Here is a 25,121-nt window from a genome sequence, read left to right as displayed (position 1 = left end):
ACGCTACACTCCTTTGCTTTTCATTTCCCAAAATTGCTGTTGGGTTATTTCATAAAACTGAACTTCATCACCAAGTTCAAATAAAAATGGCTCTTTACCATGAACATCAAATAAATCAAACGGTGTTTTCCCTATAATATTCCAGCCTCCAGGTGAATCAACAGGATAGATTCCCGTTTGTCCACCCCCAATCCCAACTGAACTCGCTGATACAGATGCCCTTGGTTTCTGTAAGCGTGGCACAAACAACTTAGGATCAAGCTCACCTAAGTAAGGGAAACCTGGTAAAAAGCCGATTAAATAAACATAATAGCTTTTGGACACATGCAGTGTTTTAATGTCCTCAAAAGATAGCCCTGTGTAATCCATTACACGCTTGCGATCTAAGGCAAATTCCTCATCATAGCAGACAGGTATTTTTAAAAGACGATTCGTTCCTTTATCAATTGTTGTGGAGGCTTGCATCTCAAGCCACTGCATGCCTAAACGTTCAACATCTATTTTTTGTTTAATATAAGCTGTTACTGTATGGTAGCTTGCAACACTTTCGACTAGGTTATGCCGTAGCTGCTGTTTCAGAAATCGATTAAACGTTTGGACCGCGTAAAAATTTGAGTGGGAGATTTCCTCCTTGAATGCAAAACGAATAGTATGTTGACTAATCCACATCGAATGAGGAAAATCAATGATTGGTTGCACGTACCGTCTCCTCAATACAAAGCGTTACCGCAGCTATTAAATCTCCGATATTCCAGCCGGGAATTTTGCCATGTTGGATTGCTAGCTCAAATGATGCTGGAATATGAATAAAGCCAGCACGAACCCCTTCATGTAGCTGTGCATAAGCAAGCCCCTCATACATAATGTTATTACATAAGTATGTACCCGCTGTATTGGAGATTTCGGCTGGATATCCTTCTGCCTGCAAACGATTCACCATACTGCGAATCGGTAAGTTTGTTAGATAAGCATCTGCCCCCTCCTCATGGATACGCTCATCAACTGGTGTGTAGCCATTATTATCAGGCTCTCCATCTTTTACATTAATGGCAATGCGCTCCGGTGTTACTTTAAAACGACCTCCTGCTAACCCTAATGAAATGATGATTTGTGGTTTCACTTCTTCTATCTGTTGTTTTAATTGCTCCGCTGATTGCTGAAAATCTACAGATAGAATTCGTCCGACGATATCATAGCGATCTATCTTCTTTCCATTTAATGCTTTCACAATTTGCATCGTTGGATTTATTTTATAATCAAGAAATGGCTCAAACCCTGTTACTAATATTTTTGTCATATTTGTCACCTGATTTCTTTAAATAACCTTAAAGGTTTGCTTCATTTTACAATAGATTTCTGAAAAAACAAATATTTCCCTTGAACAAAAACATGTAAAAAAGAGCCGATTCTTTTCCCTACTATATTGCTATGGAAGAAACTTTTGTAGCTTGGTTGATTGCAGAGGAGACCGTGTCATTCATAGGCAATGAGTGTTACAGATAAGATTCTGGAGGGTGAGTGAAAATGGACACTGGCGTAATGGAATCGCCACTCGCCTTGCTAAAGCCCTTTTCTGCACATGCTATATTCTTTCTTAACATCATGAAAAAGAGTATGAAGCACAGCAGCTTCATACTCTTTTGTTTAGCTCTTATTTCAAATGTGCAGTTGCCTGGTTCATGACGTATTTTCCAACTCCAATATAGATCACGACAGCTGCTCCAATCAATACGAAAGTCATTGCGAACCGCTCCTTCTTCGTTATTTTTCGTTAAGTTTTCAGACGTTTACATTGAATTTGAAAATCATTCTCATTAATATATTATAAATTTCACGTGAATTCGTCAAGACATACTTTCATCTTACCCTTTTTACATGGTAAGATGTAGAAAAGTCGGAAAAAGGATGCGGTAATGATGAGTAATTCGAAGTACTTTCAAACTATTTTAAACGGGACAATCCACGCTTTAAAAACCATTCTTCCTATGGATATAGAAGTAAAGTCGCCTAGTATTATTTCTGAACCCTTTCAACAGCAACAAATGGGCGTATTAATTGGCTTAATCGGAGATTTAAAGGGACGCGTCATCATTGATTCCTCTCCCGAAGTGTTCAGTGGGATCGGTAGTACCATGTTCGGTATGCCGCTTGAAGGAGAAATGCTAGAATCCTTTACAGGGGAATTTGGTAACATGATTGCAGGAAATTTATGTACAGCTGTTGGGCAAGAAAGCTTAGAAATTGATATCACTCCGCCAACGGTGATGGTGGGCAATACAAAATTATATGGCTTTGAAAAGGCATTTGCACTCCCAGTTTCGGTCCCAAGCGTCGGTGCCCTAACAGTTCTATTAACAATTGAAGAAGAAGCAGAATAGAGCTTAGTAGGTTTTAAGTCTGTTCCAAATAAGACATTGTATGCAAGACATTCAGCATTTATTTGTAAGACTTGCCGTTTGCCCAAAAGGACTAAGAATGACAGTTCTCCCTTCCTTACAATCTTTTATTTTTATTAAAAAAAGTTAATTATAATCATTAAACAAGCCATCTCAATGACTTTTGAGATGGCTTGTTTTTTTCTCTCTTAAATTCTTCACACTTTTTTCACATAATTCCTCTAGAAGTGTGATTTTTTTCACATCAAAATGCAGGGGATTTTTATATGATGGCTGTAAGAAACACAACAATAAAAAGCGTAGGAGGAGCAAAAATGGCAAATAAAAAGAAGTCAGATGAAAATTTAAAAGGTTCACTCTATGCAGTTTTTGGAGTAGGTATTATCATCATTTTACTTTGGGTGTACTGCTTCGATTTGTTCATTGGACGGTTTTAATCTACGAAGAAGGGACAGAAACATATGCACATACATAAGTATGAGAAATACTGGCTTGTTTTTGGAGTTACCACTTTAGTGGCATTCCTGATCATTCTCGGTATCGGAGCATTTCATCAAGGCTCCCATCCAAACAATGGTAAAAAAACACTAGATTACGAGAAAGTGAAAGAGACAGCACCTTTTGATAATCCAGGTGTCCATAAGGTTGAAGGTAAAGATTGGGATTACGAAGTGGTAGTAGTTGCTTCTGCATTCAATTATAATCCTCCACAAATTGAGGTTCCACTTGGTGCAAAAGTGAAATTTATCGCGACAAGCGAGGATGTTATGCATGGTTTTGAGGTTGCAGGTACGAATATCAATATGATGCTTGAGCCTGGCTATATTTCGGAATATGTGACAGAAGTCAATAAAGTTGGCGAGTTTTTAATCGTATGTAATGAGTATTGTGGTACAGGACATACGATGATGCACTCTATGCTAAAGGTGGTGGATTCAAATGAGTCACACTAATTCAATGACAAAAGTGGATCGTCGAGATGCAAAGCTAGCAATGGCACATATTTACGTGGCATTTATCGCATTGTTATTAGGTGGTCTTGCAGGTTTATTACAGGTTTTTGTACGTTCTGGTCAATTTACATTACCAGCAGGCATTGGTTATTATCAAGTATTAACAGTTCATGGTGTATTACTCGGTCTTATATTAACTACATTCTTTATTTACGGCTTCCAAATCGCAAGTGTAAGTCGAACATCTGGTACATTCACTGACACTCAGAGAAGACTTGGCTGGATTGGTTTCTGGTTAATGACGATCGGGACAGCTGCTGCCGCAACGATGGTGTTATTGAATAAAGCAACTGTTCTTTATACATTCTATGCACCATTAAAGGCACATTGGATTTTCTATTTAGGTCTTACATTAGTCGTTGTTGGTTCTTGGGTTGGCGGCGCAGGTCAAATATTACGTTATGTACAGTGGCGCAAAGAAAATAAAGCGAGTGGACAACGTAGCCCCTTACTATCATTTATGGTAGTTGTTAATAATTTAATGTGGTTCGTGGCAACGCTTGGTGTGGCAGCTTCTGTTTTAATTCAATTATTACCATGGTCATTAGGTTTAATTGAGCGTGTCGATGTGGCATTATCACGTACCCTTTTCTGGTATTTTGGTCATGCACTCGTATACTTCTGGTTATTACCTGCCTATATGGTTTGGTACGTGATTATTCCAAAAGTAATTGGCGGAAAAATTTTCTCCGATTCTTTAGCAAGACTTTCGTTTATGCTATTCTTACTCTTCTCTATTCCTGTTGGGATTCACCATCAGTTAACAGAGCCTGGTATTGATGGTACATGGAAGTTCATTCAAGTTGTTTTAACATTTGCTGTTATCGTACCTTCTCTCATGACAGCCTTCTCGATGTTTGCCATGTTCGAGTTACGCGGACGTGAATTAGGTGGCAAAGGACTATTTGGTTGGTTTAAAAAATTACCTTGGAAGGATGCTCGTTTCTTCGTACCATTTATCGGTATGGTGTCATTTATTCCAGGGGGTGCAGGCGGTATTGTCAATGCCTCTTATCAAATGAACCAATTAATTCATAATACCATTTGGGTTACAGGGCATTTCCATTTAACGATTGCAACAGCTGTTGTTTTAACTTACTTCGGTGCGGCATTCTGGTTAATTCCACATTTAACAGGTCGTACACTTTCGAAGTCTTTAAATAATCTTAGTAATTTCGCTGGTATCTTATGGGCTACTGGTATGACGATTATGTCTTCAGCAATGCATATTGCTGGTCTAATTGGTGCGCCTCGTCGCTCAGATTACTCAGAATATGGTGGCGCTCAGCAGGCTTACGATTGGATTCCTTATCAAATCGCGCAAGCTGTGGGTGGAACAATCCTCTTTATCGCCATCCTAGTGATCATTTATATCGTCGTGAAATTAGCTTGGTTCGCACCTAAAGGCGAAGAGGAATTCCCAGTAGGTGATGTACATGAGCTTAGCGGTCCGACACCAGCTATTTTAGAAAACTTTAAAATATGGCTTGTTATTTTAGTAGCCTTAATTTTATTCGCTTACACAGTACCAATTATCGATATTATTTCAAACTCACCAGCCGGCTCTAAAGGCTATCAATTGTGGTAAGCATCCAAACGCATCTTCCTATAAAAAAGCGATTTCTCTGTAACGAGAAATCGCTTTTTTCACTTTATAATTGATAGAGTTTCGTATATTTTTCTTGTAAGTAGTCTGCCAGATACTTGGCATTTAAGCCTTCCCCTGTCGCTTCTTTCAGCAATTCAAACGGCTTTTTCAATGCTCCATATTGATGAACTTTATCAGTTAGCCACTCTCGAATTGGCAGTAGCTCTCCCTTTTCTAGTAATTCATCAAAATTAGGAATATCCTTGTCCATTGCATGCTTCCACTGCGCTGCATAAATCATCCCCAATGCATAGGATGGGAAATAGCCAAACATACCGCCTGACCAATGCATGTCTTGTAATACTCCCTGTGCATCTGTCTCAGGACGAATACCTAAATATTCCTCATATTTATCATTCCATACCTGTGGTAGATCCTTCGCCTGTAAATCCCCATTGAACAAGTCACGTTCAATCTCATAGCGAATCATGATATGTAATGGATATGTTAGTTCATCTGCTTCAATGCGAATTAAAGATGGTTCTACCATATTGATGGCACGTAAAAAATCTGCTAATGCCACATCACCAAATTGAGCTGGTGAAAAGTGCTGAAGACGTCCGTAGTTATGCTCCCAGAACTTTTCATTTCTGCCGACAAAGTTTTCATAAAATAATGATTGTGATTCATGAATCCCCATCGATGTACCAGTCGCTAATGGCAGACCTGCAAGTTTTTCATCAATGTTTTGCTCATACATCGCATGTCCGCATTCATGAATTGTGCCAAAAATAGCTGAACGGAAATCATTTTCATCATATTTCGTTGTAATGCGAGCATCACCATAGTTTAAGCCAATCATGAATGGATGGACACTTTCATCCAAGCGACCAGCATCGAAGTCATAGCCGAGCTGAGCAAGCAATTCTAACGATAATTCACGCTGTGCCTCACGCGGGAAATGCTTAAATAACATGGTAGTATCGGGTTTATTCGATGAATGAGCAATTTTTTGAACAAGCGTCACAATAGACTCTCGTAATTCACCAAATACTTGATCTACGACATCTGTCGTCATATCTGGCTCATACAAATCTAATAATGTATTGTATGGAGATCCATTTTTAATGCCCCAATATTGAATGAATTTTTTCTGCCATTGTATGATTTCTTCTAGGTATGGTAGGAATAGAGCAAAATTATTCGTCGCCTTCGCTTCTTCCCAAGCCGTTTCTGCCTTCGATTGAAGAATGACGAATTCTTTATATTCATTCGCAGGGATTTTTTTATTTTGATCGTAATTCTTTCTTACTTCTTCTACTAAACGTAGTGTTACATAGTCAAGATCAGCTTTTTGTGCCTCTAATGCTGCTAAAAGCTCTCCTAGTTCTTCACTCGTCTGCATATCAAATAAGGAGGCTGATAATGTACCAATTACCTCAGAACGTTGTGCTAACCCCTTTTTCGGTGCACCCGTCCGCATATCCCAATAAATCACATTGAGCGCTTCCTCATAATGCTGCATTTTCTTCACATAGTCTGTAAATTGTTGAACAGTCATGCATTCATCCTCCTTTTCACGTTATAAGTTTATCATATTTTCGAAAATTTTGTATATTGCGGACTTTCCAGGGTAATTATTCAGAATATTCCTTTTTTATCTTCCCTATTATTTTGATATATTGTCTATCCCCTAATCCATAGTGTGGAAATAGGGAAAACAATTGCTTTAACAGGTCATTTTGAGATAGATTGAGGTGTTTTTTTATAAACGTAGTGATCTCATTCTCTTCATTTAAATAACTGAAAAATAATTGAATGCCCTGATACATGACAGGTATAAGCGTTGTCTTGGGCAAACGATGGTGCAACAATACCTCTTGATAGACCTCCCCATACGGTCCAAGTTCTATCTCTGTTTCTTCCACATCATAGGTCATTTCCTTGACCATATAATAATAGACTTTGCCTTGATACCTTTGTTGCTCTAAGAAAGCAAGGACGGTCAATAAATTCATCTGACAAAACATATCATCTCCAAACCATAAAACAATACATTTATAGTCATTTGTTAACAATGGCTTCAACGGCTTCAATGTCACCTGCTCATATTGCTGTAAAGACACCTCATGCCCTATAGCACGCAGTTTATTAAATTCTTCACTGAAAATCGGACTAATCGTTGGATTCGTACACATCGCTTCATTGAAAGGAACGTAATCACTGTTGCCCATTAATTGTTGTTTTGCGAACTCCTCATACATCATTTGACCATTTAATACATTCAGTAGCTCTTGATCATATTGTGCATTCATCTTCTCTTGTAATGCCTCAATTTTTAATTTTTGAGAAATATCCATCGTCAACCATCCTCCATCATCCTGTAATCTTAACTTTACAAAGGTTTGTAAAGGTTGAGGAGATTTTCTGTAATCATTCGGACTTATACCAAAGTACCTTTTAAAAGCTCTAGAAAAGGATTCCTGTGATGAAAAGCCGTAGTGAAAGGCGATATCGATTATTTTCTTTTGGGGATCTTTTAATGCAATAGTAGAAAGATAAATTTTACGTAGTGATCTATATTTTTTAATCGTCATCCCGGTCGTCTGATGGAATTTAAAAGAACAGTAATAAGGAGAATAACCCATATCCTTTCCTAATTGCTCTAATGAAAACCCGTCTGATAGGTGACGCTCAATCCAATCAATCATCTCCTGTACAATGTTGTTCATCCACATCCCTCCTAATTTCATTATAGTAGAAGCGATTATGATTTTTATGATATAAGTTGTGAATGAAAAAACTGCAGCAAACTTTAAAGTCTGCTACAGTTTCTGCTCTCATAAATAGTGGAGAGCTTTCTATATAATTGGGGATTTATACTAGCCTTCAAGTCATGTTCGGTTTCCAATCAAACATTTTTTGAGCTATCATGAAGTTTTATTGGAAAGAAAGTTGGGGATCCTTTCGATCCATTGAAAAATAGAGTCTGTTTACTCTATTCAATGTTTTGGCAAATAGCAATTACCTGTTTCACAGCCTCTGCAGAGTGCTGAAGGGCTGTTTGTTCTTCATTTGTTAGGTGCAATTCGATGACAGATTCGATGCCATTGCCACCTAAAATAGTTGGTACCCCTAAAAAGAGATCGTGGTACCCATATTCTCCTTCTAATAGGGCAATAGAAGGGATAATTTTTCGTTGATCTTTGATAATAATTTCAACCATTTGGGCACACGCTGCGGCTGGTGCATAGTAGGCACTACCATTACCTAGTAAGCCAACAATTTCACCACCGCCTTTACGCGTACGCTCCACGATTTGCTGTAGTCGTTCCTGAGGAATTAGTTTCTCTAATGGAATACCGCCTGCATAGGAATAACGGATTAATGGTACCATTTCATCGCCATGTCCTCCTAGGACGAAGCCTGATACATCCTCTGGTGCAATGTGAAGCTCCTGCGCCACAAACGTGTTGAAGCGAGCTGTATCTAACACACCAGATTGACCAATGATACGATTTTTGGCAAAGCCTGTTTCCTTATGACATACATACGTCATGGCATCAACAGGATTACTCAACACAACAACAATACTATTTGGAGCATAGTGTTTAATTTGTCTTGAAACCTGTTGAATGATTTTAGCATTTGTTGTGACTAAGTCATCACGACTCATCCCTGGTTTACGTGGAATACCTGCTGTAATGACAACAATATCCGCGCCAGCGATATCTTCATATTGACTCGTGCCTTTAATGGACACATTGAATTTTTCGATGGGACCTGTTTGTAGCAAATCCAAAGCTTTTCCTTTTGTCGGGTTCTCAGCTTCTGGAATATCAACAAGCACTACATCGCCTAATTCTTTCTGTGCTAAAAATAAACTCAGTGTAGAACCAGTATGTCCTGCTCCAATAACAGCGATTTTATTTTTACGAAATGCCACTATACCTCACCTCGATTATCTGTCGCCGATGTTGTTTCTGTTGTTTTTTTAGCACGAGTTGCTGTTGGTGCAGAGACTGCCTTTTTCTTTGGTGCCTCTGGTCCTTTAATCATATTAAAGACATCTTCATCAGGTCTCGGAATGACGTGAGCGCCTAATAATTCACCAACACGCATAGCTGCTGCTTTTCCAGCCTCTACTGCAGCTTGTACAGAACCTACGTCACCCTTCACGACAATCGTCACGATGCCACCATCCACAAATTCTTGTTTGACGATTGTGACATCTGACGCTTTAATCATCGCATCAGCAGCTTCATAAGAACCAACTAATCCTTTTGTTTCGATCATTCCAATTGCGCTACTCATTGTCCTCACCTCTCATTACTTCTGTAGAATCAATAATACCAATGACAACTGCATCAATCGGTAACGGATTATCTTTCATAATATAGCGAGATGACCCACCACTTGTAATCAGGACATCATCACCAATACCCGCTCCTATACGATCAGCTGCAACCATTTCTGTGCGAATCGGCTGTTGATTGGAATCAATAGGTTGAATGATTAGTAGCTTTAAACCATTCAGCCCCTCCTCCTTGCGTGTTGCCCATACACTGCCTATCACTCTTCCCATTTGCATGAACTTCACCCTCTTTATGCGACACACATTGTCTAACTACTCTGAACGAATCGTTAATGTTTTATTTAACTCTCGCAGCTTATCATAAGCCAATGCTGTCACAATGGTTTTCTTTGGAACGACAATTTCTTGTGCATCGATATCGAGCACTTCTATTTGTGAAAGTAGCTTTTTGTCATAATGATAGACGGATGGTTGCTCTACTTTCTGTACGACTGGCGACTGCTCTTTCACAGTGATCATAGGTTCACTTACTTGATGATGCACGATTTCTGCAAGCGTTCCTTGCTGAATTAACCCTGCATTTGCTTCATCTGTATCAATATGCATTTCTAAGCGATAGCGCTCTGAAACACGGATAACCACATTCGATAAAATAATTGGGCGAATACCTTCTACCTTAATTTGGACAGATTGCCCATCTACGACTTGGAATCTCGCACTATCCGCTGGGGACATATGAATATGTGCCTGTGCAATAATGAGGCCTTCATTTAACACAACACTTCCCTTTGGACCAATTAATGTAACAGGACTGGAACCTTGAATATCACCAGAAATTCTTAATGGTGGCTTCAGACCTAATTTCATAGCATCTGTCCAGCTTACTTCCACTTGCGATAAGGAACGAGCGGGACCAAGAATACGCACGCGCTCAATTGACCCTTTTGGACCTGCAATTACTACAGTTTCCTCCGCAGCAAATTGCCCTGGCTGTGAAAGCTCGAATTTCGGTGTGAGCTGATAATTTTCACCAAAGAGCTGTTCCACTTCTGCTTGTGCAAGATGGACATGACGGGCAGATACACCAATCGGTATTTTACCGTCATGTGGAGGGGAAGATTGATTTTTTAAGACTTGTTGCAGAACTTCTTCCACAATTTTTTGCACTAAATTTTCTTGCATCTTGCCTCCTCCTTACGATGATACTTTTATTAATTTACCCTGTGCCTGCTGTTCGATAAAACCAGCATTTGCTTCATCCGTATCAATGTGCATTTCCAGACTAAAATCATTGGAAACACGTACAACGACACCTCGGAAAGTGACAGGTCGATCACTTACAACTTCTACTGAAACTAATTCATTATTGCGTACTTCCAATGCTTTGGCATCTTCCTCAGTCATATGAATATGCGCTTGCGCAATGATGACTCCCTGCTGGATCTCTATTTCTTTGTCTTGAGAAAGTATTTTAATACCCGCAGAATTGTCAATATCACCTGATTGACGTAAAGGTGGTGTCACTCCTAGCTTCATGGCATCAGTGCGGCTTACCTCTACTTGGGTTGCTGGTCTTACAGGTCCAAGGACACGGACATTATGAATAACGCCTTTAGGTCCCTCAATAGAGACGCGCTCTTTTGCAGCAAATTGCCCTGGCTGTGATAAGTCGAAATCTTTCGTTAGGGCTGCATTTGGACCAAAAAGTGCTTGTAAATCCGCTTCACTTAGATGGATATGACGAGCCGAAATGGCCACTGGAAAAGTTTTTGTTGCTGTTGTCATGTTAGCCACCTCTTTATTTTGTTGATGATTTTATCTGGACAAGGTGAGAGCTGTTCTAAAGTTAGATCCAGCTCTCCTCTATAAATGGTAGTTATTTTTCCATCTATAGCGTTTGAAAGAACATGAAATTATGCTTCAGCTTTTGGTAAAATCATTTCTAATTCGTGGTGTGGACGTGGAATTACATGGACAGATAATAGCTCTCCTACACGTTGTGCTGCTGCTGCCCCTGCATCTGTTGCTGCTTTTACTGCACCTACATCACCACGTACAAGAACTGTTACAATCCCGCCACCTACATGTACTTTGCCTACTAAATTAACGCTTGCTGCCTTTACCATTGCGTCTGCTGCTTCAATTGCCCCTACTAAACCTTTTGTTTCTACCATTCCTAATGCTGTACTCATTTGTCATTCCTCCAAATAATTTATTTTTTTTGTAATGTGATTTGTTTTAATACTTGATCGACAATTTGTTGAACCATCGTTGTATCAAGAGTAGGTTCTTGTGAAACTACCGATTCAACAACGGACTGTACTTCGAATTCTGGTTTTGGCACTTCGACATCTTTAATGCCATACGCCATACGTTTGATATTTAATAAATGTCTTGCTGTAATGTTATCTGACGTAATATTGCCGCCAAATGTCCCACAGCCTAATGTAAAGGATGGCGCCAAGCCTGTTGTGCCACCTACTGCACCAATTGAGGATAATGTATTAACCACAATTCGTGATACTGGTAATTCGACAGAAAATTGCTCTGCTAATGCTGCATTTTCAGTGTGAATGGAGCATGTATGTCCGCGTCCTCCAATATTTAGCAGGTCAATCATCACCTGCTTGGCTTCTGTACTGTTTTCAACAACATAAAGCGCAAAGATCGGTGATAGTTTTTCAAGAGAAAACGGAATATTTTTACCAATCATTGTTTCGAAGCCCACAAGAACTTTTGTATCGTCTGGTACCGTGATACCAACAGAATCTGCTAGGCAAGTAGCTGATTTACCGACAATCTGAGGATTTACTTTCCCAGGAACTGGCGAGATCAATTTTTCCATTTTAGCTTTTTCTTCGGCATTTAATAGATAAGCACCATTTTTCTTTAATTCTGTTTGCACTTGCTCTGCAATCACCTTATCCACAATAATAGCTTGCTCTGTTGCACAGATTGTGCCATTATCGAACGATTTACTTTGCACCAATTGGCGTACAGACTTTTGAATATTAGCTGATTTTTCAATGTAAGCTGGGACATTTCCTGGGCCAACCCCATAGGCAGGTTTGCCAGAGCTATAGGCTGCCTTGACTAATGCACCACCACCCGTAGCTAAAATTAAATGGATGTTTGGATGCTTCATTAGCTGCTGTGTTGCTTCCATGGAGGACATTGTTAAACATTGTAGTAATCCTTCTGGCGCACCTGCTTTCTCAGCAGCTACTCGACAAATATCTAAAGCCTCTTTTGTACATTTCACTGCATATGGGTGTGGACTAAGTACTAAACCATTTCTCGTTTTTAAAGAAATAAGTGTCTTAAAGATCGCTGTAGAGGTTGGATTTGTTGTTGGTACGATACCAGCAATGACACCGAAAGGACTTGCAATTTCGGCTACTTTTTTCATCCGATCATAGCCCACAATACCAACTGTTTTTAATTCTTTAATATCTTCATAGACATCTCGTGAAGCAACTTCATTTTTCATCTTTTTATGGTTAGGAATACCCATTCCTGTTTCTTGCACAGCCATTTTTGCTAAACGCTCTGCTTCCTTAAAGGCAGCATCCGCGACAGCCTTTACAATGTTGTCTACTTGTTGCTGAGAAAATTGCATATAGGCAGCCTGTGCTGTATTAGCATGTTTAACGGCATCTCTCATTTCCTGAATCGCTAATAAGTCTTTGTCTAATGTGGCCATAAAGCCGCCTCCCTTCTAGATCACTGGGTTTCTAGCTATATTTTCAATAGCTTCTCTGAATGCATGTGCCGCAGCCTCGCATGAAGATTGACTGCCAGTTAATAAGCCGCCCCCAAAATTGGTTTCAGATGGAGGACCAAAGAAAACCTTTAGCTCAACATCTGCAGCCTTTAATGCTGCATCTAATCCTACAACTGCTTCAAGCGGCGGTGCGATTAAATAAGCAAGTGGGGTGCCAACCTTTACATCTGCAAGCTCAGCAAGATACGTCCCACAGCTTGCTACGGTATGGGCAAACAAGGCATGATTGTCATTATTATTAATGGCTTCAAAATACGTATCAAATTCAATTTTTTGTTGAATGGCATCAAGACCACTACGAATTTCATCAGGTGAGCTTCCAGCAATAATGCCAATCACTTCACCTGACAATGGACCAGACGAATGTGCCGCTCCCGCATAAAAGCTTTTTGCATAGACAACATCGACATCTGCCTTTTTCGTCGCCTCATCTAAGGCTACATAGCCCACATCGTCGATTGTCAGAGTGACAAGTCCAATGCTATGATGATGTGGCTTTAAATCTAACTGCTCTGCTAGTTCACTATTGACTCTTGGAATGGTTTGCATCGCCAAGATTTGAGCCATAATTTTTTGAGGATACATATTTCAGCCTCCTAACCTTCTTTTGCGACAAGCTCTACGCCACTTGCCTGATAATGCAGAATTTTTTCTACGACTGTGCCAAGATAAGCTCCCGCTTCTAATGGTGGGATACCACCCTTATGGATATTTGAAATTACCATGCGTTCCGCTTCCACTGTCCCAATTCTTGGCTTGTAGCATAAATATGCACTCATCGATTCTGCCGATACGAGCCCTGGCCGCTCACCAATTAGATAAACAATGACCTCTGCCTGTAGCAGCTCACCAATCTCATCCATTAAGGCAACACGTCCTTTATCGATATAGAACGTAGTACCGATGTCAATATTTAAATTGCTAAGACTTTGCTGAAGGGCTAAGTAAACATCTTGAACATTCTCCTCAATCGCACTTGCGCTCAAGCCATTCGAGATAATAATCTGTACCTTTGGGTGTGGTTTACATTTTTGCTGAATCAATGCCTTTGATTCTTCTGATAAACGACGCCCTAAGTCAGGTCTTGTAATGTATTCCTCTTTATCTGTGACCTTCGTTGTGACCTGAAAGACATCAAGCTTTTGTAAAAGTTCTTCTGTCACTTCGCCATATACAGCATCTACTGCAGCAGCATGATCGAGTCGGAATTTTAACCAGGTTTTCGTTTTCGGTCTTGTCCCCGCTCTCCCTACACCAATACGAGCAGGTGTATGTTTCTTAGCAGCCTGCACACTTTCACTTAAGGATCCTGCTTCAAACTGAAAGGGCTTGATCGGCACAGCGTCATTTACTGATTGGTCGAAAGTAGCAGAAGTAACCGTTGTTACTCGCTGTGGAGCTCCATGCTGATACAGCTGAATTAATGGCTCCTGTGATGTTGCGATAGCTTCTATTGTTTCTGAAGAACGATTTTCTACTGTATCATAAAATTTAATAAGTGGTTGTTCTGTTGGAGTAGCTGCTATTTCAGGTGTTTGGCTACCTGTACTTTTCTCCATCTTCTCCATGACAAGCTGTGTAATCATAGAAACTAATTGATCATTCACTTGACTCACCTACCTTTCAAAAATGGATAAATCGCCAGCTCTTGCTGACAGTCGACCATTTTCATAAATGCCCATTTTCTCTAACCAGGCTAAATACTCTGGTGCTGGTTTTTTACCAAATGTTTGGAGTAATGTAGCCACATCATGGAAGCTCATCGATTGATAGTTGAGCATCACATCATCACCCATTGGCGCAGCAATAATAAAGTTAACGCCAGCAGCTGTTAGCAATACACTTAAATCTTCCACATCATTTTGGTCTGCTTTAATATGGTTGGTATAGCAAATATCTACCCCCATAGGAATACCATGCATCTTGCCCATGAAGTGATCCTCCAGACCTGCTCGAATTACTTGTTTATTGTTGTATAAATACTCTGGGCCAATAAAGCCAACTACTGTGTTCACAATATAAGGATTAAAATGTCTTGCAAATCCATAATTGCGTGATTCCAGAGTTACTTGGTCAATGCCCATATGTGCCTCTGCCGATAGCTCTGACCCTTGACCTGTTTCAAAGTAGAATAAATTTGGACCAGTACCTGTTCCTTGCTTTTTAATGAGCTCCTCTGCTTCTCTTATTAAATCAGCAGAAATACCGAACGAACGGTTAGCAATTTCTGTCCCTGCGATACTTTGGAAAATCATATCTGCTGGGGCGCCTTGTTTAATCGCCTTCATCTGTGTTGTAATATGTGCTAATACACAGTTTTGCGTAGGAATCGACCAATCATTGATGAATTCCTTTGTAGCCGTAAGTACTTTTTTGACACTTTCAACTGAATCATCTACAGGATTAATGCCGATAACAGCATCCCCAATACCATAGGACAGTCCTTCTTTTAGAGAAGCGATGATGCCATCAATATTATCTGTCGGATGATTTGGCTGTAGACGAGATGACAGCGTCCCTTTTTGACCAATCGTAATATTACACGTTGAAAGTATTTCAACTTTATTGGCTGCATGTACAAGATCTAAATTGGACATTAGCTTTGTAACAGCGGCAATAATCTCGGAATTCATCCCTTTACTTAAACGCTTTAATTCACGATCACCCGTGTCATTTGATAGAATGTATTCACGCAGCTGCTCGATGCTCCAGTTTTTGATTTCTCCATATATTTGCTCATTAATATCGCCCTCAATAATGCGTGAAACCTCATCATTTTCTTGTGGCACTAATGGATTTTCGCGGATATCTTTAACTAAAAGCTCACTTAATACAGCCTTTGCTGCGATTCGTTGTTGAACCGTCTCAGCGGCAATACCTGCTAGCTGATCACCTGATTTTTCTTCATTGGCCTTAGCCATAACATCTTTTAATGATTTAAAATTATATTTTTCTCCACCAAATATCACCGATAAGTTCACATTCATCCTCCTTACTTTGAATGGAAGGCAAGGGTCTTCACCACAACAGGAACAACGCCAGATGGCAGAACCTCTCCAATGTCGATGTAATCGCCCGTTTCCACTTTAATTTGATCGATGCAAATAATTGGTACTGTCGCATTTATGGCTTGTATGGTCTGTCCAATAATCTTTGCATAATCTGATTGAATGACTATGATAATTGGTATGTCTTTAGAGCATCTTGTTGCCAAATGTAGCAAAATGGCCTGACACAATGCATGTACATCCTGAAAGCTTAAATATGGCAATTCACTAAAATAGAGTGCAAATGGTGAACGATTGTCCTGTATAGAAAATAAATCATTTGCTCTCTCTACTGCTGTCCTCACCGTCGAGTTAAAGTCTGTTGAAGGATCTAGATGACAATTGAAGACAGGTACATTCTTTAGTGGTAACACTTGTGCATCCACCTGAATGGTTGCCCCACTGATTTCAGTGGTTTGTGTACCAGCACCAGTCACTGTTGCACGTGCTGTTTCCTCTGGTCGTAACCATAAAAATGATTGTAGCTGTTCATGCTGTTGTAGCATTTTCGCTAATTTTTCACCAATATCATCATATTGACGTTGTGTACAATCATTTTCATAAATACAAGAGGCCACACCACCCGTAAAAACGATAGCATCCACAGGTTTATGCCAGTTTGGTAAATGCCCTAGTAATAACGGATGCTTCTCATCTCTGCATTGTCCATGAAGAATCATGGCAAGTGTTTGCACCATTTCTTCAATACAATGTGTCACTCGAATATCTTCGGCCGCATCACCGACCGCTAACGGATTAGCCCATCGTTGCATCAATCGCATGAGTGGCGGAGAAATTGATTGAATCTTGCCATCCTTAAACTCAATCAATCTACCACCAACATGTAAGGTACATGTACCAATGACCTCTCCAAATTGCATAACAGCAATATTCGCTGTCCCTCCACCAATGTCGATATTGGCGATGACTTTGGATGAATTCTTTGATTGCTGTAAAGTACCTGCTCCTTTGGCAGCAATGATGCCCTCTAAATCAGGACCTGCGGTAGCAACTAAAAAATGACCTGCGCCATCTGCAATGGTATGGACAACCTCACTTGCATTTTCCTTCGTAGCTGATTCACCTGTAATGATAATGGCCCCTGTTGCAATGTCAGATGGAGCAATTTGTGCCAATTGATACTGTTGAGAAATAAATTCCTCTATTTTTTTCATATCAATGATGTCTTTATTGATAAAAGGGGTTCTGATAATTGGACTTTGATGCAACACCGTTTTCTCAATAATTTCAATCCTTGGCACATGTGTTACGCCAGCCACATTCTTTAACAGAAAACTACTGACAACCATTTTTGTGGTACTTGTCCCAATATCAATGCCTGCACTAAATATTTTTTCAGTTTTCACCCTACACCTCCCTCTCGCTACTGTGAGCAATACATGAGATACGGACTATCGCTTTCCTTAACAAATTGTCGAATTTCTTCATTTGTCTTGAGTTGAATCAATGGTTCAATCAATTCAATGCCAAGCTTTTGCCATGAAGAGGTTTTCACGATAGGGCCCTGCGTCATAACATTTTTTAATAAGGCAGTAGCCCTTTCTACATCTGCATCTGGGGCATCGATCTTGGTAATAACCCCTATTTGTATTTTGGGAATCCCTAAGCTGAATTGCGGAGGGAATACACTCCTTGCTGATGTGGCATCCTGCAAGTAAATCACATGAGTTACTTCCAAAGATGTTGCCATAATATTTCTGTAATACATTGGATTTTCAACATATTCACCTGGTGTATCAACAATCCAGTCATCATAAACGAGTGCTTGTGTTTTGTTGGCACTGCTTTCTTTGCCCAACAATGTATTCATCAATGTTGACTTTCCTGCTTGCACACCGCCTATTATCATTACTCGATTTTTCATATGACACATCCTATGATTTTGTTATTTTTGATGGTGTATAGCCTAATACCTCGGATAAAAAACGATTGATTTCTAACATCGCCATTTCTACCTCTGACACACTACCAACAATAACGAGACTACCTGTAAAACGATCTAAAAATCCTAGTTTGACATTGGCAGCCTTGGTCGCTAAGTCTCCTGCAATAATTACCGTTTCACTTGGCGTACAAGTCATAATGCCAAGGGCACCTGCTTCTTGGATACCTAGCTTTTGAAACATTTCTGGATCAGGATTGGCAATAAGGTGACTCAATGTTAGCTGTTTACCCGGCACAAACTCCTGAATAAATCGTTTTTTCTCTTCACTCACACGTCATCACCTCACTTTTTCATTGATTATGATTTTGATCTGTTAAATACTCGCCTTCTTTAATAATGCCAGCCTTGCGATCCTCAATTTCTAGCCTTAATGCAGTTGGTACTGAAAGCTTATAGGCTAAAATAATCGCAATCACACCCGCTAAAAACTTTCCAGCGATAACAGGCAGGATAATCGTTGGCTGGAAGTTCGCCGTGAAGGATAAGTGATCACCTAATAAGAATGCCGAACATACACCAAATGCAATGTTAATAACTTTATCCTTTGGTGGCATATGGCGAACTAGTGTGAACATCGCCAAAATATTAGCAATCGTTGCTAATAACCCCGCACTTCCTACAGAGGATAAGCCTAATTTTTTACCACCTGCTTCAAGTGGCTTGGAAGCATATTTTCGAATTAGATACACCATCGGGAAGGCACCCGCTAGCATAATCCCGATATAACCGGCTGTTTCTAATGCTCGGAACTGATCGATTTCATCAGCCATGATTGGATCGAAGCCCCACGCGCCAAAAATCTTTGTAAAAATACCTGTAAAAATCTCAACAATAGAGAACACTAACACCAGTTTAATTCCGGCATCCATTACACGACCGAATACCATGAAGCCAGTAATCATGCCGTTTGGAATAAGCTTTAAGCCTAGTGCGATTAAGATAACGAAAATGAATAAAGGTAGTAAGTTAATTAATATTTGTAAAACAGAAATGGCAAATACATATGTAGGAGCCTCTGTTGTACTAATGACTTCACGTACTTCTGTGTTGAATAGCACAATCATGATAGAAGAAATAAATGCACCAATCGGAATTGTTAAAACGCCAGCCATAATCCCTAGCGCCATGTATTTATGATCACGTTTATCCAACATCGCAAGGCCCATTGGAATCGAGAATACGATAGTAGCACCTGACATAAAACCAACAACAAGAGCCATTACCCATCCCTCATAAGACTCCTTTAATGCATTGGCTAATTGGTAACCACCCATGTCCGATGCTAAAATCGTCGTCGCTGCAATTGCAGGATCTGCACCAATTAACTCAAAAATCGGACTAATAAAATGACTAATAAACCATGTTAAGTAAGGTATAGCTGCCATGATCCCTGCTGCTGGGACAAAAATATGACCAACTGTATGGATCCCATTCATAAATTCTTTCCCAATCCCATACTCAGCATCTCGGATAGCTCCGATTGCCCCTAAAACGGCACAAATCATAATAATATAAACGATAATCGTTCCTATCATTGCCATCTTACTCATCACCCCTTTTTTATTTATAAATTTATATAAAAAAAGGCACTTTAAAGAAGAAATCTCTTTAAAGCGCCTTTGCTTCAACTATTGACTTGTAGGTTGTTAATAATTTGCTGGGCAATATGCACCATTTCCTGTTGTGTTTGCATGCTTTCATTACGAATCTTACGGTAAGCCTCGTCCTCGCTTATATTTTCAGCCTGCATCAGCAAGCCCTTTGCTCGTTCAATGACTTTTCGCTTATCTAATTGTGTTTGCTTATGTAAGATCTCCCCATTGAGACGGTTGAATTTATCAATTTGATGAAAAGCAACCTCTAGCACAGGCAACACATTTTTTTCAGAAAACGGTTTCATTACATATCCTAATATATTATCCTGCTTCATGTATAGCAACAATTCTTTTTCACTATAGGCCGAGATGAAAAGAACGGGTATACCAAGTTGTTGTTCAATAATTTTACTTGCCTTTAAACCGTCAAGTTTAGGCATTTTAATGTCCATTAAGATTAACTGTGGTTTATGTAAAAAGGCTAATTCAATGGCTGTTTCCCCATTGTTCGCTTGAGCTACAACTTCGTAGCCGTTATCTTCTAACATAAACTTCAAATCAATCGCAATCAGTGATTCATCTTCGACAATCATTACTTTCCTAGTCATTTACGATAAATACCTCCTCACTTACAGGGAACTGAATTTGAGTATGTGTACCTTCATTACTAGGGATAATTGAAAATGAGCCAGCTAAATCATATTCTACAAGCCTTGTGATAATCTCCATACCAAAAGATGCCTTCACCTCTTGCATTCCAACGCCGTTGTCAGAAATATGAAGCGAAATTGTAGAATCTTCCTGAATGAATTGAATATCAATGACTCCTTCATCACGTCCGATAAACGCATACTTTAATGCATTTTGCAGTAGCTCACAAATAATGAGTGCTAAAGAGACTGCCTTTTTTGAATGGCAGAACAGCTGCAAATTTTCATGATGAAAGGCAAGTTGAATAGTTGCTGTATTAGACGTACCAATCATTTTATGACCAATTTTTTTAGCTAATGCGATAACGTCCACTCTTTCTTCAGCGTTATCTTCATTTTCTAAAATCAGCTCATACACCGATGAAATACTATAGATTCGATTTAATGCCTCTTGAAAAGCACTTGCATTTGAAGCAGAGAGATCATTTCGCATTTGCAAACGTAATAGACTTGTCACTGTCTGAAGATTGTTTTTCACGCGGTGGTGAATTTCTCGTATCGCAAATGTTTTCATCATTAGCTCATTTTCTTTCAGCTTAAGCTCTGTTAGATCATGAATAATGAGTAGTGTGACTTTCTCGTTATGACTGCGAATAGGAATCTTCTTCACAATAAAGGATTTACGATCAATCGTAATTTCTAGGAAAAAGACATCGTCGCCTTTATCATAGACCTCCTGTAAAAAAGGTAAGATTTTATCCAACGCTATATTGTCAAAATTTTCTAATCCAGATAGCTCCGAAATAAAATGATAGCCTGCTGGATTACTATAAATCACTTTATTTTCGTGATTTGTGAGAATAATCGACTCTACGAGTAAATCAGAAACAACTGGAATTGGTTGAGAATTAGGTTCAACAATATGCTCTATTAATGCAAAGGGCATATTTTGAAAATCATCCTTCGGTGTCGTTTGCATTTTCACCATTTTTTCCTGAATCAACACAGCAATTACTTGCTGTTGCTCATTAAAAATTGGAATGACATTTTGCTCCACCGTTATGCCTTCTTGCGTAATTGCTCTGGAAATGGATGATTTTTCTTTATGTTTAAACGCAGCAAATACGGCTGGTTCAAAACTTTCAAATACGAATTTTCCGATAACTGATTTTTCGTATAAACCAATCTCTTTCTTCGGGAATGCCTCTGCCACAACAATTGCATGCGGTAAATTCTCCAACAGGCAATCTATGAACATGTAACAATCAGTCAACTCAGCATAATACGTTAGCGTAGCCTCTATTTCTATTAACTTGTCAATATCAGTTGCCGATAGATTTGTATATTTTCTACACAATGATTGAATGTTCGACAGGTTTAAGCCCCCTATCAAGGAATAGTCAACAATCAATTTGACTATTCTTAAAAATCTTTGTCATTATTATAAACCTTTTGTGAAATTATTTTCAATATAAAAAATATATTCTTTCACAAGATTTCGTTGCATTACAAAGAACTATATAGCTTAAAAGAGAAATATTCAACAGTTTTTTAAATATCCATAATTTAACTACATACATAATGTTATTTCAATATAATAAAAAACGAGCTTACCGTTGGGGTAAACTCGCTTCTTTCTATTTTATTTCTGGTACAACTGCTACTATATTTTCAAAGGCTGCACGCTGTGTTTGTTCATCTTCATTTAATAAAATGTGAATATCACCATGGTCATTCGATGTACGAATTAAGCGCCCCATCCCTTGCTGCAAGCGTAATTGCATGAAAGGTAATTCCACTTCCTCAAATGGGTTTTCTGCAAATGTACGTTTCGCATCAAATAATGGATCCTGTGGAGGAAACGGTAAATCATAAATAATCACACGCGTTAATGCTTCCTCAGGCAAATCTAACCCTTCCCATAAATGATATGAACATAATGTTTTAACTGTTCCTTGCTGGAAGTCTCGAACAATGGCTGATAGCTCGCGATCTCCCTCAAATGCTACATACATTCGCTCCATTAGCGGTAATTCTGCCTTGAAGTTTAGCATGGCTTGCTTCGATTTAAATAAAATCAACGTTTGCTCGCCATCACGCAACAACTGCTGAACACGCGCTGTTTTGTCTCGTTGTGTAAGCTCATGTAAATAGATTTTCATAACCTCTTCATAGTCGAATGGGGATGGCACAGAAAATGATTGGTAATCTCGAATTCCTAAACTATAGGCAATATAAGAAAAGTCTTTATTGACCGATAGCGTGGCAGAAGAAAAGACGATTGGAAGCTTTTTAGAGAATAATTTTTCTGCTAAAACTTCTGTGATTAAACGAGGCATAATGACGAGCGTTTCTTCACCATCTGTTTCCTCTAACCAATCTACTGCATCTCCCTGTGCGATGAAAATACGCAACGAAGCCTCATATTGTTCTAAATATTCTTCCGCCATATTTAGCTCATATTCAGGAATCATGTACATTTCTGATTCAAAAACAAATTCTTCCATCAATGTTTCTACATCATCTATTAACTGCTTCCCGTAAGTAAGCAATGTTTTTGATTTGTTTATGCGTTTGCGATCTTCATTAGAAGCGACGATATCATCGCGAAGTTGATCAAAAAATAGTTCATGATCATCCTGTAATTTCTCCATTGCATACAGTGTGCGCTCCCGTACACCATCTACCATCAAGCGCTCCAGTAATTGCACAATAGTCGTCGCCTGTACTTTATAGGTCATCGCTTTTTGCGCAGCATACTCCAATAAATGTCCTTCATCCAGCACCATCATTGATACCTCAGGCAGTAATGCTAGCTGACCTTCACGCTCACGAGATTCCTTTGTAGCCAAATGCTCCATTAGAAAATCTTGTGAACAAATAACAAGATCGGTTGATTTTCGATAATGAGAGCGATGCAACGTTTGCCCACAGCGATTACGAAGATCACAAACCGAACATTGCATAATCGAATTGTAATTAACCTTTTGCCAATCCTCATCACTGACTGTTGGATAATCACTGCGTTCCCCATATGGATGAACAGCAATCATCGAACCTTGTGCATAAACACCATCAGGGATAGAAAAGGAAATATCGTCAATCCATTCATCCGACTCCACTTTCTCTGCTTCCTCAAAGCGTTTTAAGCATAAATACTGATCTCTCGATTTTGCTAGACGAACATCAATATCAAGTCCTAACGTTTTTTGGAGTTTATAAATATCGCCCCCCTCTTTTACAAGTTGGTCGATTAATGTTTCATCTGCACAAGCAATCAAGGCAGGTTTCCCTGTGTAACGTGCATAGGAAATGGCTGGAAGCAAATAAGCGATCGTTTTGCCAGTTCCCACCCCTGCCTCCGCAAAGAGAACATTTTTTTCTTTTAGTGCTTGTTCTATTTGATAAGCCATAAAGATTTGCTCATCACGGCATTCAAAGCCCTTTTCTGGTAATTCATCATAAAGAACATCGCCCATCCAGTCACCTAATGAATCGAAAAATGAACGGTCCTTTGATAATGCAAATGGTAAAGATTTACGCAATTAATGTTCCCCCTCTTACTATCTGTTGCTATTATACGCGACGAAACGGAAGATAAGAAAAAATCTTATCTTCCGTTACTATTCGTTAATCTCTTTTAGACTTTTGACCCCAGAACTGATAATAATTTGTTTCAATAAAACCATTAAATAATTTACGTTTTTTCGTCGCTTGGCGTCCATATAATTCTTCAAAATTCTTCATGGAGGATAGCATATAAACAGACCAAGTTGGATAGTTTTTCATGACCTTCCCAACATCACGGATCACCTGTTCCACGACTTCCACATCACCAATACGCTCTCCGTACGGCGGGTTCCCAATCATGACACCATCCATTAACTGTGTTGTAAAATCACGTGCTTGCATTTGCTTAAACGTGATTAACTCTCCAAAGCCTGCTTCAATTGCGTTTTCTTGCGCAATGCTGACCATGCGGTGATCAATATCGGAACCAATAATTTCTAACGGCTGATCATAGTTCGCTAAACTATCTGCTTCATCACGAACCGTATCCCAGACTGCAGCTTTCATCCACGGCCATTCCTCAGAAATGAATTCACGGTTATAGCCTGGAGCTATATTTTGTCCAAACATCGCTGCTTCCAATGCAATAGTACCAGAGCCACAGAATGGGTCAACAAACGGACGATTTGGATTCCATTTTGAAATTTGTACAAGTGCAGCTGCTAATGTTTCTTTTAATGGTGCCTCACCTTGTGCCTGACGATAGCCACGCTTATGTAGGCCAGCACCAGATGTATCAATTGTTAGTGTCGCCACATCTTTTAAAATTGAAACCTCAACTTTGTAAGTCGCTCCCGATTCATCCAAAAAGCCAAGTCGCTTATAATGCTGTTTCATTCGCTCAACGATTGCCTTTTTGGTAATGGCTTGACAATCTGGTACACTAAATAATTTCGATTTTACGGACTTTCCTGAAACAGGAAAAGCAGCGTCCACTGGTAAATACTTCTCCCAAGGGAGTGCCTTCACACTTTCAAATAATTGTTCAAACGATTTTGCTGGGAATTGCCCAACGACAATCTTTACACGATCCGCTACACGTAGCCATAAATTGGTACGCGCAATCGCCGTTTCATCGCCTTCAAAATATACTTTGCCATTGTCAACGGTTGTTTCATAGCCAAGTGCTTTTACTTCTTGTGCCACAATAGCTTCTAAGCCCATTGCTGACGTAGCTACTAATTGATAGTTTGCCAT

Annotated in this window: 26 protein-coding genes; 4 read left to right on the top strand and 22 right to left on the bottom strand. The window is 39.4% G+C overall.

What is annotated here, in order from left to right:
* Positions 1-3: 3 nt before the first annotated feature.
* Positions 4-699: a 5-oxoprolinase subunit PxpB gene (gene pxpB, locus JIN86_RS09020; protein WP_202341746.1), complete on the bottom strand. Its 696-nt coding sequence runs from the start codon at positions 697-699 to the stop codon at positions 4-6.
* The gene (locus JIN86_RS09015) at positions 683-1,297 is read right to left on the bottom strand and encodes a pyroglutamyl-peptidase I (protein ID WP_202341745.1); all 615 of its coding nucleotides are present in this window, start codon (positions 1,295-1,297) and stop codon (positions 683-685) included. Before JIN86_RS09015 ends, pxpB begins: the two co-directional genes overlap by 17 nt.
* 619 nt (positions 1,298-1,916) lie before the next feature.
* Here JIN86_RS09015 and JIN86_RS09010 point away from each other — a divergent pair.
* From JIN86_RS09010 to JIN86_RS08995, 4 genes are all read left to right on the top strand, one after another.
* Positions 1,917-2,378, top strand: coding sequence for a chemotaxis protein CheX (locus JIN86_RS09010; protein ID WP_004269332.1), 462 nt, complete (start codon positions 1,917-1,919; stop codon positions 2,376-2,378).
* 284 nt (positions 2,379-2,662) lie between these two features.
* On the top strand, positions 2,663-2,833 hold the full coding sequence (locus JIN86_RS09005) for a hypothetical protein (RefSeq protein WP_153802592.1): 171 nt from the start codon (positions 2,663-2,665) through the stop codon (positions 2,831-2,833).
* Between the two features lie 24 nt (positions 2,834-2,857).
* Complete coding sequence (locus tag JIN86_RS09000) at positions 2,858-3,349, top strand: cupredoxin domain-containing protein (RefSeq protein WP_004269330.1); 492 nt, start codon at positions 2,858-2,860, stop codon at positions 3,347-3,349.
* On the top strand, positions 3,336-4,997 hold the full coding sequence (locus tag JIN86_RS08995) for a b(o/a)3-type cytochrome-c oxidase subunit 1 (protein ID WP_004269329.1): 1,662 nt from the start codon (positions 3,336-3,338) through the stop codon (positions 4,995-4,997). The genes JIN86_RS09000 and JIN86_RS08995 overlap by 14 nt, the downstream gene beginning before the upstream one ends.
* 64 nt (positions 4,998-5,061) lie before the next feature.
* On the opposite strand, the gene JIN86_RS08990 is transcribed toward JIN86_RS08995, so the two are convergent.
* From JIN86_RS08990 to JIN86_RS08895, 20 genes are all read right to left on the bottom strand, one after another.
* A complete protein-coding gene (locus tag JIN86_RS08990) occupies positions 5,062-6,558 on the bottom strand; it encodes a carboxypeptidase M32 (protein WP_009370492.1) in 1,497 nt (498 codons plus the stop codon).
* A 76-nt stretch (positions 6,559-6,634) separates the two neighbouring features.
* Positions 6,635-7,729 carry a helix-turn-helix domain-containing protein gene (locus JIN86_RS08985; protein ID WP_202341744.1) on the bottom strand — a complete coding sequence of 365 codons (1,095 nt, stop codon included), beginning with the start codon at positions 7,727-7,729 and terminating at the stop codon, positions 6,635-6,637.
* 266 nt (positions 7,730-7,995) lie between these two features.
* Complete coding sequence (mdh, locus tag JIN86_RS08980; RefSeq protein WP_016991928.1) at positions 7,996-8,943, bottom strand: malate dehydrogenase; 948 nt, start codon at positions 8,941-8,943, stop codon at positions 7,996-7,998.
* Positions 8,943-9,311, bottom strand: coding sequence for a BMC domain-containing protein (locus JIN86_RS08975; protein WP_004269325.1), 369 nt, complete (start codon positions 9,309-9,311; stop codon positions 8,943-8,945). The genes mdh and JIN86_RS08975 overlap by 1 nt, the downstream gene beginning before the upstream one ends.
* A complete protein-coding gene (locus JIN86_RS08970; protein ID WP_004269324.1) occupies positions 9,304-9,588 on the bottom strand; it encodes a EutN/CcmL family microcompartment protein in 285 nt (94 codons plus the stop codon). Before JIN86_RS08970 ends, JIN86_RS08975 begins: the two co-directional genes overlap by 8 nt.
* Before the next feature lie 36 nt (positions 9,589-9,624).
* Positions 9,625-10,494, bottom strand: coding sequence for a phosphate propanoyltransferase (locus JIN86_RS08965; RefSeq protein WP_009370493.1), 870 nt, complete (start codon positions 10,492-10,494; stop codon positions 9,625-9,627).
* 12 nt (positions 10,495-10,506) lie between these two features.
* Positions 10,507-11,097 carry a phosphate propanoyltransferase gene (locus JIN86_RS08960; protein WP_004269322.1) on the bottom strand — a complete coding sequence of 197 codons (591 nt, stop codon included), beginning with the start codon at positions 11,095-11,097 and terminating at the stop codon, positions 10,507-10,509.
* Positions 11,098-11,225: 128 nt separating this feature from the next.
* Positions 11,226-11,504, bottom strand: a complete 279-nt coding sequence (locus JIN86_RS08955; protein ID WP_004269321.1) for a BMC domain-containing protein — start codon at positions 11,502-11,504, stop codon at positions 11,226-11,228.
* Positions 11,505-11,524: 20 nt separating this feature from the next.
* Positions 11,525-13,015, bottom strand: coding sequence for an aldehyde dehydrogenase family protein (locus JIN86_RS08950; RefSeq protein ID WP_202341743.1), 1,491 nt, complete (start codon positions 13,013-13,015; stop codon positions 11,525-11,527).
* A 15-nt stretch (positions 13,016-13,030) separates the two neighbouring features.
* Complete coding sequence (gene eutL / locus JIN86_RS08945; RefSeq protein WP_004269319.1) at positions 13,031-13,681, bottom strand: ethanolamine utilization microcompartment protein EutL; 651 nt, start codon at positions 13,679-13,681, stop codon at positions 13,031-13,033.
* An 11-nt stretch (positions 13,682-13,692) separates the two neighbouring features.
* Positions 13,693-14,703, bottom strand: a complete 1,011-nt coding sequence (gene eutC / locus JIN86_RS08940; protein ID WP_004269318.1) for an ethanolamine ammonia-lyase subunit EutC — start codon at positions 14,701-14,703, stop codon at positions 13,693-13,695.
* A gap of 9 nt (positions 14,704-14,712) precedes the next feature.
* Complete coding sequence (locus JIN86_RS08935; RefSeq protein ID WP_008176446.1) at positions 14,713-16,083, bottom strand: ethanolamine ammonia-lyase subunit EutB; 1,371 nt, start codon at positions 16,081-16,083, stop codon at positions 14,713-14,715.
* Positions 16,084-16,088: 5 nt separating this feature from the next.
* Complete coding sequence (locus JIN86_RS08930) at positions 16,089-17,510, bottom strand: ethanolamine ammonia-lyase reactivating factor EutA (RefSeq protein WP_202341742.1); 1,422 nt, start codon at positions 17,508-17,510, stop codon at positions 16,089-16,091.
* Positions 17,511-17,527: 17 nt separating this feature from the next.
* On the bottom strand, positions 17,528-18,028 hold the full coding sequence (locus JIN86_RS08925) for a EutP/PduV family microcompartment system protein (protein ID WP_004269315.1): 501 nt from the start codon (positions 18,026-18,028) through the stop codon (positions 17,528-17,530).
* Positions 18,029-18,038: 10 nt separating this feature from the next.
* Positions 18,039-18,380 carry an ethanolamine utilization microcompartment protein EutS gene (gene eutS, locus JIN86_RS08920; protein ID WP_004269314.1) on the bottom strand — a complete coding sequence of 114 codons (342 nt, stop codon included), beginning with the start codon at positions 18,378-18,380 and terminating at the stop codon, positions 18,039-18,041.
* A 19-nt stretch (positions 18,381-18,399) separates the two neighbouring features.
* Positions 18,400-19,650 (bottom strand): ethanolamine utilization protein EutH, encoded by a 1,251-nt coding sequence (gene eutH, locus JIN86_RS08915; RefSeq protein ID WP_004269313.1) that lies wholly within the window; start codon positions 19,648-19,650, stop codon positions 18,400-18,402.
* Positions 19,651-19,733: 83 nt separating this feature from the next.
* Positions 19,734-20,312 (bottom strand): ANTAR domain-containing response regulator, encoded by a 579-nt coding sequence (locus tag JIN86_RS08910; protein ID WP_004269312.1) that lies wholly within the window; start codon positions 20,310-20,312, stop codon positions 19,734-19,736.
* Positions 20,305-21,765, bottom strand: coding sequence for a sensor histidine kinase (locus tag JIN86_RS08905; RefSeq protein ID WP_202341741.1), 1,461 nt, complete (start codon positions 21,763-21,765; stop codon positions 20,305-20,307). Before JIN86_RS08905 ends, JIN86_RS08910 begins: the two co-directional genes overlap by 8 nt.
* A 226-nt stretch (positions 21,766-21,991) precedes the next feature.
* Complete coding sequence (locus tag JIN86_RS08900; RefSeq protein WP_004269310.1) at positions 21,992-23,899, bottom strand: ATP-dependent DNA helicase; 1,908 nt, start codon at positions 23,897-23,899, stop codon at positions 21,992-21,994.
* Between the two features lie 85 nt (positions 23,900-23,984).
* Entirely contained in the window at positions 23,985-25,121 is a 1,137-nt protein-coding gene (locus JIN86_RS08895) for a THUMP domain-containing class I SAM-dependent RNA methyltransferase (protein ID WP_004269309.1), read from the bottom strand.

This window comes from Lysinibacillus sp. HST-98 (assembly GCF_016757845.1).
Taxonomy (GTDB): domain Bacteria; phylum Bacillota; class Bacilli; order Bacillales_A; family Planococcaceae; genus Lysinibacillus; species Lysinibacillus capsici.
This window is presented reverse-complemented; position numbering and strand designations above follow the sequence as displayed.

Excerpts from the sequence above, each read along its gene's own strand:
- JIN86_RS08955 (WP_004269321.1), bottom strand. The coding sequence starts at position 11,504 with ATGAGTACAGCATTAGGAATGGTAGAAACAAAAGGTTTAGTAGGGGCA.
- JIN86_RS08965 (WP_009370493.1), bottom strand. The coding sequence starts at position 10,494 with ATGCAAGAAAATTTAGTGCAAAAAATTGTGGAAGAAGTTCTGCAACAA.
- JIN86_RS09000 (WP_004269330.1), top strand. The coding sequence starts at position 2,858 with ATGCACATACATAAGTATGAGAAATACTGGCTTGTTTTTGGAGTTACC.
- JIN86_RS09015 (WP_202341745.1), bottom strand. The coding sequence starts at position 1,297 with ATGACAAAAATATTAGTAACAGGGTTTGAGCCATTTCTTGATTATAAA.
- JIN86_RS09010 (WP_004269332.1), top strand. The coding sequence starts at position 1,917 with ATGAGTAATTCGAAGTACTTTCAAACTATTTTAAACGGGACAATCCAC.
- JIN86_RS08970 (WP_004269324.1), bottom strand. The coding sequence starts at position 9,588 with ATGCAAATGGGAAGAGTGATAGGCAGTGTATGGGCAACACGCAAGGAG.
- JIN86_RS08895 (WP_004269309.1), bottom strand. The coding sequence starts at position 25,121 with ATGGCAAACTATCAATTAGTAGCTACGTCAGCAATGGGCTTAGAAGCT.
- JIN86_RS08925 (WP_004269315.1), bottom strand. The coding sequence starts at position 18,028 with ATGAAAAATCGAGTAATGATAATAGGCGGTGTGCAAGCAGGAAAGTCA.
- JIN86_RS08975 (WP_004269325.1), bottom strand. The coding sequence starts at position 9,311 with ATGAGTAGCGCAATTGGAATGATCGAAACAAAAGGATTAGTTGGTTCT.
- JIN86_RS08935 (WP_008176446.1), bottom strand. The coding sequence starts at position 16,083 with ATGAATGTGAACTTATCGGTGATATTTGGTGGAGAAAAATATAATTTT.
- JIN86_RS08985 (WP_202341744.1), bottom strand. The coding sequence starts at position 7,729 with ATGAACAACATTGTACAGGAGATGATTGATTGGATTGAGCGTCACCTA.
- JIN86_RS08995 (WP_004269329.1), top strand. The coding sequence starts at position 3,336 with ATGAGTCACACTAATTCAATGACAAAAGTGGATCGTCGAGATGCAAAG.
- JIN86_RS09005 (WP_153802592.1), top strand. The coding sequence starts at position 2,663 with ATGATGGCTGTAAGAAACACAACAATAAAAAGCGTAGGAGGAGCAAAA.
- eutH (WP_004269313.1), bottom strand. The coding sequence starts at position 19,650 with ATGGCAATGATAGGAACGATTATCGTTTATATTATTATGATTTGTGCC.
- JIN86_RS08910 (WP_004269312.1), bottom strand. The coding sequence starts at position 20,312 with ATGACTAGGAAAGTAATGATTGTCGAAGATGAATCACTGATTGCGATT.
- JIN86_RS08990 (WP_009370492.1), bottom strand. The coding sequence starts at position 6,558 with ATGACTGTTCAACAATTTACAGACTATGTGAAGAAAATGCAGCATTAT.
- eutL (WP_004269319.1), bottom strand. The coding sequence starts at position 13,681 with ATGTATCCTCAAAAAATTATGGCTCAAATCTTGGCGATGCAAACCATT.
- JIN86_RS08960 (WP_004269322.1), bottom strand. The coding sequence starts at position 11,097 with ATGACAACAGCAACAAAAACTTTTCCAGTGGCCATTTCGGCTCGTCAT.
- JIN86_RS08950 (WP_202341743.1), bottom strand. The coding sequence starts at position 13,015 with ATGGCCACATTAGACAAAGACTTATTAGCGATTCAGGAAATGAGAGAT.